Source organism: Kitasatospora sp. NPDC051170 (assembly GCF_044455705.1).
GTDB lineage: Bacteria > Actinomycetota > Actinomycetes > Streptomycetales > Streptomycetaceae > Kitasatospora.
This window is the reverse complement of record NZ_JBITFA010000007.1, coordinates 1-15,054: the sequence shown is the minus strand read 5'-3', so window position 1 is coordinate 15,054 and position 15,054 is coordinate 1. Positions and strand designations below refer to the sequence as shown.

Below are 15,054 nucleotides of genomic sequence, written 5' to 3'. Positions count from 1 at the left end.
GCGGGGGGGGGGGGGGGGGGTTTGGGGGGGCCGGGGGGGCGGGGGGGGCCCCCCCCCGCGCGGGGGGGGGGCCCCCCCACGGCTGTGCATCGGCTGCGTATTGACAGGGGGCGGCCTGCGGCTGAATGCTAAGCAAGCGCTTAGTCAACGACGCCCCACCTCCCGCCCCACCTCTCGTCGACGTCCGAGGAGCCGCCCGATGACCGACACACCCGCCGACCCGCCCGGGCTCGACCTCGGCCTCCTCCGTGCGCACCTGGAGCGGGAGCTGCCCGGGGGAGTGCGGGGCGAACTGCGGGCGGAGCTGATCGAGGGCGGGCGGTCGAACCTCACCTACGCGCTCACGGACGGCGCTCGGACGTGGGTGCTCCGGCGCCCGCCGCTCGGGCACGTGCTCGCCACCGCCCACGACATGGGCCGCGAGTACCGCGTCATGACGGCGCTCGCCGGCACCGACGTGCCCGTCCCGCGCACCCTGCTGATCGACCCCGGCGCGGAGGTGCTCGGCGCGCCCTGGTACCTCATGGAGTTCGTCACCGGCACCGCCCACCGCGAGGTCGCCCCGCTCGCCGCCCTCGGCGAGGAACGCGTCCACGCCCTCGGCCTGCGCCTGGTCGAGACCCTCGCCGCCCTGCACCGCATCGACCCGGCCGCCGTCGGCCTCGCCGACTTCGGACGCCCCGACGGGTACCTGGAGCGCCAGCTGCGCCGCTGGTCCAAGCAGCTCGAAGGCTCCCGCAGCCGCGAACTGCCCGAGGCCGACCGCCTGCTCGCCCTGCTCGCCGAGCGGCTGCCCGTCTCGCCCGCGCCCGCGCTCGTCCACGGGGACTACCGGCTGGACAACGTCCTGGTGGACGGAGGCGACCGGATCACCGCCGTCCTCGACTGGGAGATGTCCACCCTCGGCGACCCGCTCACCGACATCGGCCTGCTGGTGATGTACACCGAACTCGCCGGCGTCGGCGGCGGGATCATCCCCTACGCCGCGACGGCCCCCGGCTTCCCCAAGGCGGACGAGATCGTCGCACACTACGCCGAGTCGACGGGCCGTCAGGCCGCAGACCTGGACTGGTACGTCGCCTTCGCCTCCTTCAAGCTCGCCGTCGTCGCCGAGGGCATCCACTTCCGCTTCCGGCAGGGCCGCACCCTGGGCGCCGGCTTCGAGCGCGCGGCCGAGATGCCCCCGATCCTCGCCCGGCACGGCCTCAGCACCCTCAAGGAGCACTGATGGACTTCGCCTACGACGCCCGCACCGCCGAACTGCGCGAGCAACTCCTCGCGTTCATGGACGAGTTCGTGTACCCCGCCGAGCCCGTCCTCGCCGAGCAGCTCGCCGACCCGGCCCGCACCCCCTGGTCCGTCCCGCCCGTCGTCGCCGACCTTCAGGCCGAGGCCCGCAAGCGCCACCTGTGGAACCTCTTCCTCCCCGGCGACCAGGGCGCGGGCCTCACCAACCTCCAGTACGCCCCGCTCGCCGAGATCACCGGCCGCAGCCCCCAACTCGCCCCGCCCGCACTGAACTGCGCCGCCCCCGACACCGGGAACATGGAACTGCTCGCCCAGTTCGGCACCCCCGAGCAGCACGAGCGGTGGCTGCGACCGCTGTTGGACGCCGAGATCCGCTCCGCCTTCGCGATGACCGAACCGGAGGTCGCCTCCTCCGACGCCACCAACGTCGAGACCCGGATCCTGCGCGACGGCGACGACTACGTGATCAACGGCCGCAAGTTCTACATCACCGGCGCGATGAACCCCGACTGCAAGCTGATCATCGTCATGGGCAAGACCGACCCGGCCGCCGAAGCCCACCGCCAGCAGAGCATGGTGCTCGTCCCGCGCGACACCCCCGGCCTCACCGTCAAGCGCGGCATGACGGTCTTCGGCTACGACGACGCCGACCACGGCGGCCACGCCGAACTCCTCTTCCAGGACGTCCGCGTGCCCGCCGCCAACCTGGTCGGGGAGGAGGGCGGCGGCTTCGCCATCGCCCAGGCCCGCCTCGGCCCCGGCCGCATCCACCACTGCATGCGCGCCGTCGGCATGGCCGAACGCGCCCTGGAGGCGATGTGCCGCCGGGCGAACGAGCGGGTGGCCTTCGGCAAGCCCCTCGCCGCGCAGGGGGTGATCCAGGACTGGGTGGCCGAATCCCGGGTCAGGATCGAGCAGTTGCGGCTGCTGGTGCTCAAGACGGCCTGGCTGATGGACACCGTCGGCAACCGGGGCGCGCACACCGAGATCCAGGCCATCAAGATCGCCACCCCGCGTACCGTCGAGTGGATCCTCGACAAGGCCGTCCAGGCGCACGGCGCCGCCGGCGTCAGCCAGGACACCCCGCTCGCCCAGCTCTGGGCGGGCATGCGCACGCTGCGCCTCGCGGACGGCCCGGACGAGGTGCACAAGCGCTCGCTCGCCCGGCGGGAGCTGCGGAAGTACCAGGAGCATCCCGGTACCCAGGTAAGCCCGTAGTCCTGTCATACCGGGGTATCCATCGGCGAGTTGGCCCCCCGGTATGACGGCCGCGCCCCCGCCCCGCCCGTACCGTCTCACCCGTACCGACAACGGGGTGACGAGCACAGAGGGGGACGGACGATGGGCAAGCGGGGACGGGCGGTGGCGACGGTGGTACTGGCGGCGGTGGCGCTCGGGGCGGCGGGGGCGCCCGGCGCGGTGGCGGCTCCGGCGGCCCGGTCGGCGCCGGTGCAGGGGCAGGTCGACAAGCTGGCGAAGGCGGCGCTGCCGGCGCCCACCGGCCCGTACGCGGTCGGCACCACCAGCGTGCACCTGGTCGACCGGGACCGGGACGACCCGTGGAAGCCCGGGCGGCCCCGCGAGCTGATGATCAGCCTGTGGTACCCGACCGGCCGCCCGGCGAGCGGCGACGACCGCGCGCCGTACATGACCCCCGAGGCGGCGGCGCACTTCGGCAGCGCGGGAAGCATCGGCTGGCGCAACTACGGCTTCGAGCCCGGCCGCACCGACTGGTCGAACGTGCGCACCCACGCCCGGGCCGACGCGCCCGCGCTGCCCGGCCGGGCGAGGCCCGTGGTGCTGTACTCGGCGGGCCTGGGCGATCCGCGTACCTGGGGGACGGGCCTGGTCGAGGACCTGGCCTCGCGCGGCTACGTGGTGGTGACCGTCGACCACACCTGGGAGGCGTCCGAGGTCTCCCTCCCGAACGGGGAGCTGGCCGCCTCGGTGTTCCCGGAGCTGGAGAAGCCGGACCTCGACATCGGCGCGCTGCTGCGCAAGATGCTCGCCACCCGGGTCGCCGACACGAAGTACGTCCTCGACGAGCTGACGCACCTCAAGTACTCGCGCACCCTGCCGCCCGGCGTCGGCGCTGCCCTCGACCTGGACCGGATCGCCATGGTCGGCCACTCCGGCGGCGGTTCCACCGCCCTCCAGGCCATGCACGACGACCCCCGGATCGCCGCCGCCGTCAACATGGACGGGCAGCTGCACTTCCCCGGCCCCGACGGCAGGACCGGCGTGTTCCTCACCGACGTCGCCGAGAAGGGCCTGGACCGGCCGTTCCTGCTGCTCGGCACCCGCAACGGCGACTCCGGCCCCTACGGGCAGCAGCCCGGCTGGGACGCCCTGTGGCGCCACAGCACCGGCTGGCACGCCGACTTCACCCTCGACGGCTCCCGCCACGGCTCGTACACCGACGCCGAGTCCCTGCTGCCGCAGCTCGCCGGCCAGGGCGCGATCGGCGCCCAGGCGGTGCGCGAAGCCGTCGGGGACATCCGCTCCGACCGGGCGGTGCTCGCGACGCGGACGTACGTCGCCGGCTTCCTCGACCGCTGGCTGCGCGGGCACGACGACCACCTGCTGGACGGGCCGTCGGCGCGGTTCCCGGAGATGGTCTACGAGCCCTGACCAGGGGTCCTGCCGGCCTGGCGCTGCTCCTCGATCCGGCGCTGTTCCTCGATCCGGCGCTGCGCGTCGGGCCAGGCCACGGGCAGTTGCTCGACGGGGGCCTGCCAGAAGGTGAAGGTGGACTCCTTGGTGGTGCTGCGCAGCCCGGTCATCACGCTGCGGTGGGGCTCGGCGGCGGCGAAGGCGTTCAGGGCCTCGCGGCTCTCCCAGGCGGAGAGGGTGTAGAAGGTCCGCTTCAGCGGCCGGGCGACCAGTGAGGCGCCGACGACTCCGGGCGTGCCGTGCAGCTGCTTCCAGACGGTCATGGCCTTGAGGAAGAAGCGCGGTACGTCGGCGAGGGAGCGGACCTCGAAGCGGGAGGCCATCACGATCGCCTCGGTCCCGGGGGTGGCGGGGTTCGGGGTGATCCAGGGCAGCGTGGGCATGGCTCTACTCCTCGTTCGTCTACGCCTGGTCGGCGGACGGACGACACTGGATAGTGTCGCTATCTATGTTAGACAGTACTGGTATCCAAGCGCCAGGGGCGCGTCCGACCGAGGGCACCGAGGACACCGAGGGCCAGGAGGAACCGAGCAGCCGTGCGCATGTCCGAGTTGAGCCGCCGCAGCGGAGTCCCGACCGCGACCATCAAGTACTACCTGCGGGAGGGCCTGCTGCCCCCCGGCCGGGCCGTGGCCACCACCCAGGCCGAGTACGACGAGACCCACCTGCGCCGCCTCGGCCTGGTCCGCGCCCTCATCGGCGTGCGCGGCCTCAGTGTCAGCGCCACCAAGGAGGTCCTCGGCGGCATTGCCGCCCACGAGGGCGAACAGCACCAGGTGCTCGGCATCGTCCTCGGCGCCCGCCCCGCCGACGAGGACGCCGAACCCGCCCCCGCCCCCGCACCCGGCGCCGCCGAGGTCGACGCGCTGCTCGCCGAACTCGGCTGGGAGGTCTCCGACCACGCCCCCGCCCGGGCCGTCCTCGGCGAAGCCCTCGAAACCCTGCGCTCCCTCGGCGAGGAGATCGCCCACCCCGCCCTCCTCGGCTACGCCGACGCCGCCGCACAGCTCGCCGCCATCGACCTCGACCAGCTCGACCCGCAGGCCGACCCGCTCGCCCAGGCGGAGAGCGCCCTGGTGCGCACCGTCCTGCTGGAGCCGGCCCTGCTGGCGCTGCGGCGGCTGGCGCAGGAGAACGAGTCGGTGAAGCGGAACTCCTGACCGATCATCCGACCGGCGGCCTCCCGTCGGGGGCCGCCGCCATGACGGTCATCCGTCGGCCGTCACCCGTCGATCGTCTCCGTGGCCAGCTCGTCGACCCAGTCGGGCAGGGGCTCACGCAGGTAGAGCCAGTCGCCGGGCACCTCGGCCAGCCCCGTGCGGGCGGCGACCACCCCGCCGGTGATCGCACAGGTGGTGTCCACGTCACCGAGGCCCTCGGCGGTGGTCCACAGGGCGTCGGTGAGGCTGTCCAGGTGGTGCGCGGCCGACCAGAGGGCGAACGGGACGGTGTCGGCCGCCGAGATCCGCTGCCCGTTCCCGAGCAGGTCCGCCGCCCGCCACGCCTCGGTGCCGCCGGGCACCTCGGCCGCCCGCCGCAGCCCGTCCCGCACGCGACCGGGCCCGGTGAGGTCGGCCACCTGGGTGAGCAACTCGCCGCCCTCCGGCCCCGGTTCCGTTCGCCCGCGCGCGGCCAGGGCCGCCGCCAGCGCCACGGCCACCGCCCCGGCGATCCCCTCCGGGTGGGAGTGGGTGACCTCCGCCGACAGTGCGGCCTGCTCGGCCGCCTCCTCCAGGTCGCCGCAGAACCAGGCGCCCAGCGGCGCCACCCGCATCGCGGCGCCGTTGCCCAGGCTCCCCTCCCCGTCGAACAGCGCCCGCGCCCGGGCCCGCCAACTCCCCGGCTCCTTCGCCAACTCGGGCAGCAACAGGTGCATCCCGTGCCCGTACCCTCGGGCCGAGTCCCTCGCGTAGGACCTGCCGAACGCCTCCGCCAACCGCTCCTGATGCACCGCGTCGTACGTGGCGACCACCCCGAACACGGACAGCGCCATCGCGGTGTCATCCGTCCAGTGCCACGCCGCCTCGACCGGCACCCGCCGCGCCCTGATCTCCCGAACCGCCACTCGCGGCGACCGGAACAACGGGAACCACCGCTCCCCGAAGCCGTCCCCCAGAGCCAAACCTTCCAACGAGTTCCGAGCAGCCGCCAGCGCAGTCATGCGCGCATCCTGACAGCCCCCGCCCCACGCCCGCACCCGAGATTCGGGCAGGCGTGCTATTTTTGTGAGCAACCGTTCAACTACGGAGGCGTCAGTGGGCCGCAAACAGCTCTGGGACCAGGCGGAGGTCCTGGCCTCCGCCATGCGACTGTTCCGCCACCGGGGTTACCTCGGGGCATCGGTGCGGGACATCGAGGAGGCGACCGGGCTGCACCCGGGCAGCCTGTACCGGGTCTTCGAGAGCAAGGACGGTCTGTTCCGTGCCGCCCTGGACGCCTACAACGACCAGGTGGTGCAGGGCCGGGTGCAGGTCCACCTCCTGGAACCGGCGGATCCCGTGGCGGGTATCAGGTCGTTCTTCACCTCGGCGTTCGAGACCGGCGTCGATCCCGATCCGGGCTGTCTGCTCACCAACACCGCGGTGGAGTCCTTCACCGTTCCGCAGGCCGCCGCGGGAGTGCGCCGAGGGCTGGACGTGATCGAGTCCGGCTTCGCCGACGCGCTGACGCGCGCCCGAGCGCTGGGCCTGCTGTCGGCGGATCTGGACGTCGAAGTGTCGGCAGCCCGGCTGCTGGCGCTGTATCAGGGCCTGCTGGTGCTGGTCCGAGCCGGCGCGCCCCGCACGAAACTGCACACCATCACCGATGGCGCGATGGCGTCGATCGGCTCCGAGAAAGAGGAACAGCGATGAGTGACTCACAGCAGCTCTGGACGAACTATGCCGCGTGCTGGTCGGCCGAGCCCGGCGAGCGGCTCGCCGCCCTTCGCGCGGTGGCGGTCGAGGACGTCGCCTACCGGGACCCGGGCACGGAGGTGGGCGGGCTGACCGAGCTGGCCGCCTACATGGCCGGATTCGCCGAAGCCTTCCCCGGTCACCGGTTCCGTATCGACGAGGTGGTCGAGCACCACGACCGGTCGCTCGCGCGGTGGACCCAGCTCGGCGAGCAGGACGAACCCGCCGTGGCGGGTGTGAGCACCGCGCTCCACCGCGACGGCAGGCTCGCCGACATCACCGGGTTCTTCCCCGCGTGAGCGGATCCCGGAGCCTCGCCGAGTACGTCGCCGACGAACTGGCGCCGCTCGGCGAGGTCACGGTCCACCGCTACTTCGGTGGCTGGGCACTGCGCTGCCACGGCGTCCAGTTCGCGATCGTGATGGACGCGCTCTACTTCCGCGTCGACGACGCGAGCCGCCCCTCCTACGAGGACGCCGGGTCCACACCGTTCACCTACCACGCCGCGGGCCGCACGGTCGTGGTGCACGCCTATTACAGTGCCCCGGCGCAAGCGGTCGACGACCGGACCGAGCTGTGCGCCCTGGCCCGCGTGGCACTCGCCTGACCAGCCGGCCCCAGCCGGGCCCGACCGCCGGGCGGCGGCGGAGCAGGCCTACCGGTCGGGAAGAACCACGAGGCGCCCGGTGGTCCGGCCGTCGGCGACCCGCTGGACGGCCTCGGCGGCGTCGGCGAGGGGGAGCCGGGCGCTGACCAGGGGGCGGACGACGCCCGCGCCGGCGAGTTCGGTCAGCTCCTCGTGGGCGGTGAGGACGGCGCGGGGGTCGTGGGTGTTGTAGAGGCCCCAGTGGAGGCCCTGGATGGAGTAGTTCTTCACGAGCGCGTGGTTGAGGGCGGGGGCGGGGATCCGGCCGGCGGCGAAGCCGACGACCAGGATGCGGCCCTCGAAGGCGATGCACCTCGTGGAGCCGGTGTAGGCGTCGCCGCCGACGGGGTCGAAGACGACGTCGGCGCCGCGGCCGTCGGTGGCCTGTTTGACGGCGGCGACGAAATCCTCGGCCCTGCGGTCCACCACCAGGTCGGCGCCGAGTGCGCGGGCGGCTTCGGCCTTCGCCGGCCCGCCGACGACGGCGATGACGCGTGCCCCCGCCGCCCGGCCGAGTTGGACGGCCGCGCTGCCGACTCCGCCGGCGGCCGCGTGCACCAGCAGGGTCTCGCCCGGTTGCAGGCGGGCGCGGCGGTGCAGGGCGAACCAGGCCGTCTGGTAGCCGATGTGGAGTGCCGCCGCCTCGGCGTCGTCCAGGGCGGGCGGTGCGGGGAACGCGGTGGCGGCGTCCAGGAGGGCGTACTCGGCGAAGGCGCCGTGCGGCAGGGCCGGGGTGCCGATGAGGCGTTCTCCGCTGCGGGGGCCGGCGGCGACCTCGCCGCACAGTTCCACGCCGGGGGTGAACGGCAGGGGCGGGCGCACCTGGTACTGGCCGCGCAGCATCAGCGCGTCGGGGAAGTTGACGGCGGCCGCGCGGACGCGGACGAGCAACTGTCCGGGGCCGGGCTCGGGTCGGGGGAGGTCGTCGGCGAGGCGCATGGCCTCGGTGGGCTCGCCGAGCCGGTGTGCCTGCCAGGCCCTCACAGTGCGCCGCCCTTCTCCAGGCCCTGTTGCAGTCGGTTCATGCCGGCCAGCCAGCGGTCCGGGTCGACGGCGCGGTTGCGCTGGTACTCGGCGACCTCGGGGTGGGGCAGGATCAGGAACCGCTCCTCCCGGATCCCGGCGAGCGTGGCCTCCGCGACCTCCTCCGGTGAGATCGCGCCCGGTGCGAGGAGGGCCTCGCCGACGGCACCGGTGGAGGCGAGGAGGTCGGTGCGCACGCCCTGCGGGCAGAGGGCGTGGACGCGCAGGCCCCGGTGGCGGTAGGTCGCGGAGAGCCATTCGGCGAAGGCGAGGGCGCCGTGCTTGGTGACGGCGTAGGGGGCCGAGCCGAGCATGGTGAGCAGCCCGGCGGCGGAGACGGTGGACAGGTACCGGCCCTCGCCGCGTTCCAGCCAGCGGGGGAGGAGGAGTTCGGCGGCGCGCACGTGGGCGAGGACGTTGACCTCCCAGGCACTCGCCCACACCGAGGGCGGGGCGTCGGCGCCGCCGGCCGGGGCGACGCCCGCGTTGGCGCACCAGAGGTCGATCTCGCCGAGGGCGGCGCGGGCCCGGTCGACGAGGACGGCCAGGCCCTCGGCGGAGGCGGCGTCGCCGGGAAGGGCGATCGCGCCGCAGGCGGCGGCGACGGCGTGGGCGGCCTCCGCGTCCAGGTCGTTGACCACCACGCGGGCGCCGGCGGCGGCGAAGGCCCGGGCGAGGGCGGCGCCGATGCCGCGACCGGCGCCGGTCACGACCACGCCCTGGTCCTCGAACTGGTCCTCGAACTGGTCCTCGAAGCCGGTCACAGCCCGCCGCCGAGGGTGATCCCGCCGTCGAGGACGACGGTCTGGCCGGTGACCCAGCCCGCGTCCTCGGACAGCAGGAAGGCGACGGCGCCCGCCACGTCCGACGGCAGGCCGAGGCGCCCCAGCGGGTACGCGGCGGCGACCTTCTCCTCCCGGCCCTCGTACAGGGCCTCGGCGAACCTGGTCTTCACCACGGCCGGGGCGACGGCGTTGACCCGGATGCCCTGCGGGCCCAGTTCGGCGGCGAGTTCGGTGGTCAGCCGGATCAGGGCGGCCTTGCTGACGCCGTACATCCCGATCCCGAGCGAGGAGCGGATGCCGGCGACGGAGGCCACGTTGACGATGGAGCCGCCGTGCTCGCCCATCCAGGCGGCGTGGGCGCGGCGCGTCCAGGCGAGCGGGGCGAGGACGTTGACGGCGAGGATCTTGGCGGCCGCGTCCTCGTCGGTGGTGAGGACCGGGCCGTAGACCGGGTTGATGCCGGTGTTGTTCACCAGGTGGTCGAGGCGCCCGAACGCCTCCAGGGTGCGGGCGACCGCCTCCTCCTGGTGGGCCGGGTCGTCGGCCTTGCCCGCGACGGCGATGGCGCACTCCGGTCCGCCGAGGTCCCGTACGGCCTCGGCGAGGGGCTCGGGGTTGCGGGCGGTCAGGCACACCTTCCCGCCCCGGGCGACCAGCTCGCGGGCGATGCCGAGGCCGATGCCCCGGCTCGATCCGGTGACGACGGCCACCCGGCCCTTGAAGGAGTGCACCACGGAGGGTCCTGCCTTTCGCGCGTGGAGGGGGGAACGGCCACCCGTTCGAGGGTGACTAAGCGCTTGCTCAGCATGCTGTCGGTGAGGGAACCTGTCAACAGCCCCCGGGTGAGCAGAGGGGGAACGCCTGTACGAGTCTTCTGGGAGGATGGCGCCATGACCAGCACGCCGATCGCCGACCTCTGGCCCACCCTCGCCGGTGGCGCCGACGCCCGCCCCGAGGCCGCGCACCGGCTGCTCCAGGCCGCCGTCGAGTCCTTCGCCGAACGCGGCTTCCACGCCACCACCACCCGCGACATCGCCACCGCCGCCGGGATGAGCCCGGCGGCGCTCTACATCCACTACCAGTCCAAGGCCGCCCTGCTCGCCGAGATCAGCCAGGCCGGCCACGCCGCCACCCTCTCCCTGGTCCGGACGGCGGCCTCCGCCGAGGGCGGCCCGGCCGAGCGGATGCGGCACCTGGTCGAGCAGTTCACCGCCTGGCACGCCCGGGCCCGGACGGTCGGCCGGGTCGTCAACTACGAGCTGCACGCACTGCCCGAGGACGCGTACGCCGTCGTCGCGGCGCTGCGCCTCGACATCGAGGGCGAGGTCACCGCCCTCATCGAGGAGGGCGCGGCCTCGGGTGCCTTCCAGGTCGCCGAGGTGCGGACGGCGGCGAGAGCCGTGACGTCCCTGGGTATCGACGTCTCGCGCTGGTACACCGACCGGTCGAGCGAGACGCCGGATGAACTCGGCCGCCGCTACGGCGAGTTGGTGCTCCGCATGCTCGGCGCGGCGCTCCCGTAGCTCCTGGCTCCGGCTCGCCGGCCGGGGGACGCTCGCAGGCGGACGGCCGGGGCGAGGGACGTGCCCTGCCCGTCATGATCGACCGGAAGGCCGTCGCGGCCGCCGACTGCGCGGTGCCCGCCGACTGCGCGGTGCCCGCCGGCTGCGCTGTGCCCGCCGACTACGTGCCCGCCGGTCACGCCGTGCTCGCCGACTGCGCCGTGCCGCCACCGCGAGGCGGTCAAGTCCGGTCCCGGCGCCGTCCTCGGCCGGACGGTCACGCACTGAGGCGCTTGATGTCGCTCTTCAAATCCCTTGGCCCGTAACATACTTGTCGCTTGCGCCTTGACCTTCGCGGGCTGCACGCTGTGGTTGGTCCGGGGAGGGCGTCATGTGGGTGGTCCTGGTGCTTCTGGCGGCGGCCGTGGCGATGGTGGTCGTGGCCGCCGTGCTCTGTCACGTCCGCCTGCGGACGTTGCGCCGGGCCGAGCGGCTCGCCGCCGGGCGGGAGTTCGACCTGACACGGATCGAACTCGCCCTCCTGGCCGGGAAGCTGGGGGAGCTGATCGTGACGGAGATGTACGAGGCTGGCCGGCTGGTCGCCGCCCGCTCCGGTGACGTCACGCTGACCACAACCGCCGCAGTCGGCGCGGGGGCCGAGGACGGCGCCGGAGGCGGGTTCGAGGCGGCTGTCGTGCGCTTGCTCGGGTCCGAGCGCACCGGCGACCTCTGGACGCTCCGCATGGCGCTGGACAAGTCCCCGGAGGTGAAGGCCCTGCGCGAACGGCTCGCGGCGCAGGGCCTGGCCTACGACGAGGAACTGGTCGAACGCGCGATGCGGGTGAACAGGCTGATGCCGACGCTGATCGGCACGGTGTTCGTCACGGGGGTGGCCGCCGTCTACTGGACGGGCGCGCACCGAGGGCTCTGGCCCTTCCCCCTGGAGGTCTCCGCGCTCGCGGCCTTCCTGCTGCCCCTCGGGGCCGCGCTGTGGCTCAACCACGTGTCGTGGCCGACGACACTCACCCCCACCGGGTCGGGAGAACGGGCACTGGAGGCCGCCCGGGCGGCCGCACCCCGGCACGGAACGGCGGCCGTGGCCCTGCGGGGACTGCGCGCCCTGCCCGACGACCACGATCTGCGGGCCTGCCACGCCGGCACCGGCGCCCGGCTGACGGCCCGCGTGGAGGAGTCGATGCGGCGGCGCCTGTACAGCTGCGGTTCCGGCTGCGGCGAATAGCCTTCCTGTGGACCACCGGGGCAGCCCGGGTGATCCCCAGGAGTGTGAGGAGAGCGAGGAGGATCGCCTCGATGTCCTCGGGCGTCGGCGTGGGCGTCGGCGTCGGTGGGCGGCTGTGGTCTTTGGGCCCGAGGGTGCAGACGCGCCTCAGCTGGTGAGGAAACGGGCGATGCGGTCGCCCCAGGTGCGGATGTCGGCCAGGCCGGTGGCGATGTGCAGTTCGGCGTTCGGGAGGAGCTGCGCGAGTTGTTCGGCGCCGGCGCGGGGGTGGCCGGGGTCGTCGGCGAGGGCGAGGATCAGGGTGGGGTGGGGGAGTGCGGCGATCCGGTCGCGCGGGGGGAGGTTGGAGACGGCGAGGCCCTCGAAGAGGGCGGGCAGCAGGTCGAGGTGGGCGCCGACGGTGCGGGCGGGGAACGGGAGGTCGGCCAGCGAGGGCGGGACGGGGCCGGAGCCCACCCGGGAGACGAACGCCTCGGCGCCCTGCTCCCGTACGAGTGCGGCGGTCTCGCGGTAGTAGTCCGCGGAGCCGGACCGGGCCTCCCAGACGGGCGGCGGGATGACGAGCACGAGGCGGTCGAAGAGCGCCGGGTCGGCGACGGCCGCGTGCAGCACGGTGGCGACGCCGAGGGAGGCGCCCATGCCCGTCACCGGGCGGCGGCCGTCCAGGTGCCCGAGGATCTCGACGAGATCGGCGGCGAAGTGCTCCCAGGTCAGCTCCTCGGGGACGGGCCGGCCGCCGGAGGCCCCGTGCGCGCGGGCGTCGTAGCGGACGAAGCGGCGCCCGGGCAGGTTCCTGACGCCCTCCCAGCTCAGCAGGCCCCAGTCGTCCTCGACCTTGCGGCTCAGGAGCGCGCCGTGGGCGTAGACGGCGAGCGGGCCGTCGCCGTGGTCCTCGTAGTCGATGAGGGTGCCGTCGTTCAGGGTGAGTTCCATGATCGCCGCAACCGGGTGCCCGGCGCATTCATTCCGGGGGTGCTGGGGAGTCCAACTGGCGGGACAGGGGCCGGAGTCAGGCCAGCGCGTCGAGCAGCAGCCGCAGGGCCAGCCAGCCGACCAGCGCCGCCGAGGCGAGCGCGGTGGCCAGGCGGCCGCGCGGGCCGGTGAGGGTGCGGCCGAGCAGGGCGCCGCCGCCGGCGAGGAGGAGTTGCCAGCCGGCGGAGGCGGCGAAGGCGGCGGCGACGAAGACGAGCCGGGAGAGGGCGTCGTCCGCCCAGGTGCCGCCGGCGAGGATCAGCGCGGCGAAGTACAGGACGGTGAGCGGGTTGAGCAGCGTGATGCCGAGCAGGGTGAGGTAGGCGCGGGCCGCGGAAGGCGGTGGCCGCTGCTCCAGCGGTTCGGCCGTGCGCAGTGCGGTGAGGGCCGTACGCGCGGCGAGCGCGAGGAGCACGACGGCGGCGCCGAGCCGCAGCGGCCGGGCGACGGGCGTCAGCAGCGGCGCGAGCCCCGTACCGCCGAGGACGGCGAGCAGGGCGTAGAGCCCGTCGGCGGTGGCGACGCCGAGGGCGGCGCAGGCGCCGGTGCGCAGGGAGGTGCGGGCGGTGAGGGAGACCAGGTACGCGCCGACGGCCCCGACCGGGACGGCCACGCCGTACCCGGCGAGCAGCCCGGCGAGGAGGGCTCTCACGGGGTGGGCCTGGGGAGGGCCATGCGGGCCATGCGGGTCGTACGGGCCATGCGCGTCATGCGCCCCGATGGTGGCCCTCGAACCACCGTGGTGGCAAGGGGATTTAGGTGGGGCCGGGGTAGCGTGGGGCGTCAGCCGCCGAGGAGGAGTGTGTGCCGATGAACGGTCGTCAGGTCGATCCCGTCCGCGCGATGTTGGCGGAGGCGTGGGCCTCCTGGGCGGAGCGCGGTGCGGCGTTCTCGGCGCGGGAGTGGGGGCGGCTGACGCGGCTGCCGGGGTGGACGGTGCACGAGCTGTACGCGCACGTGGCGCCGGTGCCGGAGATGTTCGCGGGCCTGCGGGAGGCGCTGCTGGACGGTCCGGCCGAGGTGGTCGACGGGGCGGGCGTGCTGCGGGCGTACAACCGGCCGGGCGGGATCGCGCACACCGCCGCCGGTCAGGTGGCGGACGCGGCGAAGGAGTCCGCGAGGCTGGCCGAACCGGCGTTGCTGGTGGCCCGGTTCGGCGTGGAGGGCCCGGCGGCGCTGGAGGAACTGGCGGACGTGCCACCGGGGACGGCCGTCGCGCACCCGCTGCTCGGCAGCGTGACGATCGGGGCGCTGGGAGAGGTGGCGCTGATGGAGGCGACGGTGCACCTGCTGGACCTGATCGCGGCGGCCGGTGGCCCGCCGCCGGCCGGCGACGCGCTGCACTTCACCCGGGCGATGCTGGCGGAGGTGGCCGACCCGGTGGCCTTCATCGAGGCGGCGGCCGGTCGCGGCGGTGCCGGGTCCGTCCTGCCGGTGATCCGCTGACGCGGAGGCCCCGGAGCCGTTCGGGCACGGAGGCAGTAGGATCCCCCGGTACGTCGAAAGCGGGGGGAAACCGTGCAAACCTTCTTCGAGCTGTGGTGGCTGCTGCCCGGCGTCCTCTACGGCTGCGGGCACCTCGCCGCGACGTGGCGCAGGGCGGCCAGGACCCGGCACGCGCAGAAGCTCCAGCTGCTGGAGGTCACCCAGTCGGGCCGCCTCGCGCTGGCGGAGGCGAACCGGCCGCCCGAGGCGGTCTGCGGCTGCACCCACCACCTCGCCATGCACGACCGGCAGGAGGGCCGCTGCCACGAGGAGGCGCAGGCCGCCGTGGAGTGGGACTCCGACCGCCGCCCGGTGCGCTTCGAGCTGCGGGCGTGCGGCTGCCGGCAGTACGTCGGCCCGGAGCCGCTGGGGACGGTCTTCGCCCCGGAGCTGGCCGCTCCGCGCTGACGGCGACCCGTACTGAGGAGCCGGGTGCCCCGGCGGGTGAGCGCCGGGGCACCGCGGGACTTAGGCCCTCTCTTTCGGATGTTGTCGGATGAGCGGGCGGCGTTGGGGTGCGTGCATCGGCGGTGCCGAGGAGGGAGCCACTGCGGAGCATTGGCGACTGACGAGAAGCCGTCGAGGT

At 74.3% G+C, this 15,054-nt stretch carries 18 protein-coding genes; 11 read left to right on the top strand and 7 right to left on the bottom strand.

What is annotated here, in order from left to right:
• Nucleotides 1–199 precede the first annotated feature (199 nt).
• From ACIBCA_RS16695 to ACIBCA_RS16685, 3 genes are all read left to right on the top strand, one after another.
• Nucleotides 200–1,228: a phosphotransferase family protein gene (locus ACIBCA_RS16695; protein WP_396283611.1), complete on the top strand. Its 1,029-nt coding sequence runs from the start codon at nt 200–202 to the stop codon at nt 1,226–1,228.
• A complete protein-coding gene (locus tag ACIBCA_RS16690) occupies nt 1,228–2,466 on the top strand; it encodes an acyl-CoA dehydrogenase family protein (protein WP_396283610.1) in 1,239 nt (412 codons plus the stop codon). Before ACIBCA_RS16695 ends, ACIBCA_RS16690 begins: the two co-directional genes overlap by 1 nt.
• Before the next feature lie 123 nt (nt 2,467–2,589).
• Complete coding sequence (locus ACIBCA_RS16685) at nt 2,590–3,879, top strand: alpha/beta hydrolase family protein (protein ID WP_396283609.1); 1,290 nt, start codon at nt 2,590–2,592, stop codon at nt 3,877–3,879.
• On the opposite strand, the gene ACIBCA_RS16680 is transcribed toward ACIBCA_RS16685, so the two are convergent.
• Nucleotides 3,867–4,304, bottom strand: coding sequence for a DUF3291 domain-containing protein (locus ACIBCA_RS16680; protein WP_396283608.1), 438 nt, complete (start codon nt 4,302–4,304; stop codon nt 3,867–3,869). The genes ACIBCA_RS16685 and ACIBCA_RS16680 overlap by 13 nt on opposite strands.
• 153 nt (nt 4,305–4,457) lie before the next feature.
• Here ACIBCA_RS16680 and ACIBCA_RS16675 point away from each other — a divergent pair, with 153 nt between their 5' ends.
• Nucleotides 4,458–5,081 (top strand): MerR family transcriptional regulator, encoded by a 624-nt coding sequence (locus ACIBCA_RS16675; RefSeq protein WP_396283607.1) that lies wholly within the window; start codon nt 4,458–4,460, stop codon nt 5,079–5,081.
• A gap of 62 nt (nt 5,082–5,143) precedes the next feature.
• On the opposite strand, the gene ACIBCA_RS16670 is transcribed toward ACIBCA_RS16675, so the two are convergent.
• Entirely contained in the window at nt 5,144–6,082 is a 939-nt protein-coding gene (locus ACIBCA_RS16670; RefSeq protein WP_396283606.1) for an ADP-ribosylglycohydrolase family protein, read from the bottom strand.
• Nucleotides 6,083–6,176: 94 nt separating this feature from the next.
• Between ACIBCA_RS16670 and ACIBCA_RS16665 the strand changes: the two genes are divergently transcribed.
• From ACIBCA_RS16665 to ACIBCA_RS16655, 3 genes are read left to right on the top strand one after another with little or no spacing between them, the layout of a single operon-like run.
• Complete coding sequence (locus ACIBCA_RS16665; protein WP_396283605.1) at nt 6,177–6,773, top strand: TetR/AcrR family transcriptional regulator; 597 nt, start codon at nt 6,177–6,179, stop codon at nt 6,771–6,773.
• Complete coding sequence (locus ACIBCA_RS16660; protein WP_396283604.1) at nt 6,770–7,114, top strand: nuclear transport factor 2 family protein; 345 nt, start codon at nt 6,770–6,772, stop codon at nt 7,112–7,114. Before ACIBCA_RS16665 ends, ACIBCA_RS16660 begins: the two co-directional genes overlap by 4 nt.
• Entirely contained in the window at nt 7,111–7,422 is a 312-nt protein-coding gene (locus ACIBCA_RS16655) for a TfoX/Sxy family protein (protein ID WP_396283603.1), read from the top strand. The genes ACIBCA_RS16660 and ACIBCA_RS16655 overlap by 4 nt, the downstream gene beginning before the upstream one ends.
• 48 nt (nt 7,423–7,470) lie before the next feature.
• Here ACIBCA_RS16655 and ACIBCA_RS16650 read toward each other — a convergent pair whose 3' ends face one another.
• From ACIBCA_RS16650 to ACIBCA_RS16640, 3 genes are read right to left on the bottom strand one after another with little or no spacing between them, the layout of a single operon-like run.
• Nucleotides 7,471–8,445 (bottom strand): NADPH:quinone oxidoreductase family protein, encoded by a 975-nt coding sequence (locus tag ACIBCA_RS16650; RefSeq protein WP_396283602.1) that lies wholly within the window; start codon nt 8,443–8,445, stop codon nt 7,471–7,473.
• Nucleotides 8,442–9,248 (bottom strand): SDR family NAD(P)-dependent oxidoreductase, encoded by an 807-nt coding sequence (locus tag ACIBCA_RS16645; protein WP_396283601.1) that lies wholly within the window; start codon nt 9,246–9,248, stop codon nt 8,442–8,444. Before ACIBCA_RS16645 ends, ACIBCA_RS16650 begins: the two co-directional genes overlap by 4 nt.
• Nucleotides 9,245–10,003 (bottom strand): SDR family oxidoreductase, encoded by a 759-nt coding sequence (locus ACIBCA_RS16640; RefSeq protein WP_396283600.1) that lies wholly within the window; start codon nt 10,001–10,003, stop codon nt 9,245–9,247. The genes ACIBCA_RS16645 and ACIBCA_RS16640 overlap by 4 nt, the downstream gene beginning before the upstream one ends.
• Nucleotides 10,004–10,159: 156 nt before the next feature.
• Here ACIBCA_RS16640 and ACIBCA_RS16635 point away from each other — a divergent pair, with 156 nt between their 5' ends.
• Both ACIBCA_RS16635 and ACIBCA_RS16630 read left to right on the top strand, forming a co-directional pair.
• On the top strand, nt 10,160–10,792 hold the full coding sequence (locus tag ACIBCA_RS16635; protein ID WP_396283599.1) for a TetR/AcrR family transcriptional regulator: 633 nt from the start codon (nt 10,160–10,162) through the stop codon (nt 10,790–10,792).
• A 370-nt stretch (nt 10,793–11,162) separates the two neighbouring features.
• Nucleotides 11,163–12,011 carry a TIGR04222 domain-containing membrane protein gene (locus ACIBCA_RS16630; RefSeq protein WP_396283598.1) on the top strand — a complete coding sequence of 283 codons (849 nt, stop codon included), beginning with the start codon at nt 11,163–11,165 and terminating at the stop codon, nt 12,009–12,011.
• Between the two features lie 147 nt (nt 12,012–12,158).
• Here the strand turns inward: ACIBCA_RS16630 and ACIBCA_RS16625 are convergent, their stop codons facing one another.
• Entirely contained in the window at nt 12,159–12,944 is a 786-nt protein-coding gene (locus ACIBCA_RS16625) for an alpha/beta fold hydrolase (protein WP_396283597.1), read from the bottom strand.
• A gap of 76 nt (nt 12,945–13,020) precedes the next feature.
• The gene (locus tag ACIBCA_RS16620; RefSeq protein ID WP_396283596.1) at nt 13,021–13,635 is read right to left on the bottom strand and encodes a LysE family transporter; all 615 of its coding nucleotides are present in this window, start codon (nt 13,633–13,635) and stop codon (nt 13,021–13,023) included.
• A 158-nt stretch (nt 13,636–13,793) separates the two neighbouring features.
• Between ACIBCA_RS16620 and ACIBCA_RS16615 the strand changes: the two genes are divergently transcribed.
• Complete coding sequence (locus ACIBCA_RS16615; RefSeq protein WP_396283595.1) at nt 13,794–14,429, top strand: maleylpyruvate isomerase N-terminal domain-containing protein; 636 nt, start codon at nt 13,794–13,796, stop codon at nt 14,427–14,429.
• A 72-nt stretch (nt 14,430–14,501) separates the two neighbouring features.
• The gene (locus ACIBCA_RS16610; RefSeq protein ID WP_396283594.1) at nt 14,502–14,876 is read left to right on the top strand and encodes a hypothetical protein; all 375 of its coding nucleotides are present in this window, start codon (nt 14,502–14,504) and stop codon (nt 14,874–14,876) included.
• Nucleotides 14,877–15,054: the final 178 nt, after the last annotated feature.

Bases quoted from the DNA above. Each gene is read 5' to 3' on its own strand.
- ACIBCA_RS16615 (WP_396283595.1), top strand. From the start codon at position 13,794: ATGAACGGTCGTCAGGTCGATCCCGTCCGCGCGATGTTGGCGGAGGCG.
- ACIBCA_RS16625 (WP_396283597.1), bottom strand. From the start codon at position 12,944: ATGGAACTCACCCTGAACGACGGCACCCTCATCGACTACGAGGACCAC.
- ACIBCA_RS16680 (WP_396283608.1), bottom strand. From the start codon at position 4,304: ATGCCCACGCTGCCCTGGATCACCCCGAACCCCGCCACCCCCGGGACC.
- ACIBCA_RS16660 (WP_396283604.1), top strand. From the start codon at position 6,770: ATGAGTGACTCACAGCAGCTCTGGACGAACTATGCCGCGTGCTGGTCG.
- ACIBCA_RS16670 (WP_396283606.1), bottom strand. From the start codon at position 6,082: ATGACTGCGCTGGCGGCTGCTCGGAACTCGTTGGAAGGTTTGGCTCTG.
- ACIBCA_RS16630 (WP_396283598.1), top strand. From the start codon at position 11,163: ATGTGGGTGGTCCTGGTGCTTCTGGCGGCGGCCGTGGCGATGGTGGTC.
- ACIBCA_RS16695 (WP_396283611.1), top strand. From the start codon at position 200: ATGACCGACACACCCGCCGACCCGCCCGGGCTCGACCTCGGCCTCCTC.
- ACIBCA_RS16690 (WP_396283610.1), top strand. From the start codon at position 1,228: ATGGACTTCGCCTACGACGCCCGCACCGCCGAACTGCGCGAGCAACTC.
- ACIBCA_RS16685 (WP_396283609.1), top strand. From the start codon at position 2,590: ATGGGCAAGCGGGGACGGGCGGTGGCGACGGTGGTACTGGCGGCGGTG.
- ACIBCA_RS16635 (WP_396283599.1), top strand. From the start codon at position 10,160: ATGACCAGCACGCCGATCGCCGACCTCTGGCCCACCCTCGCCGGTGGC.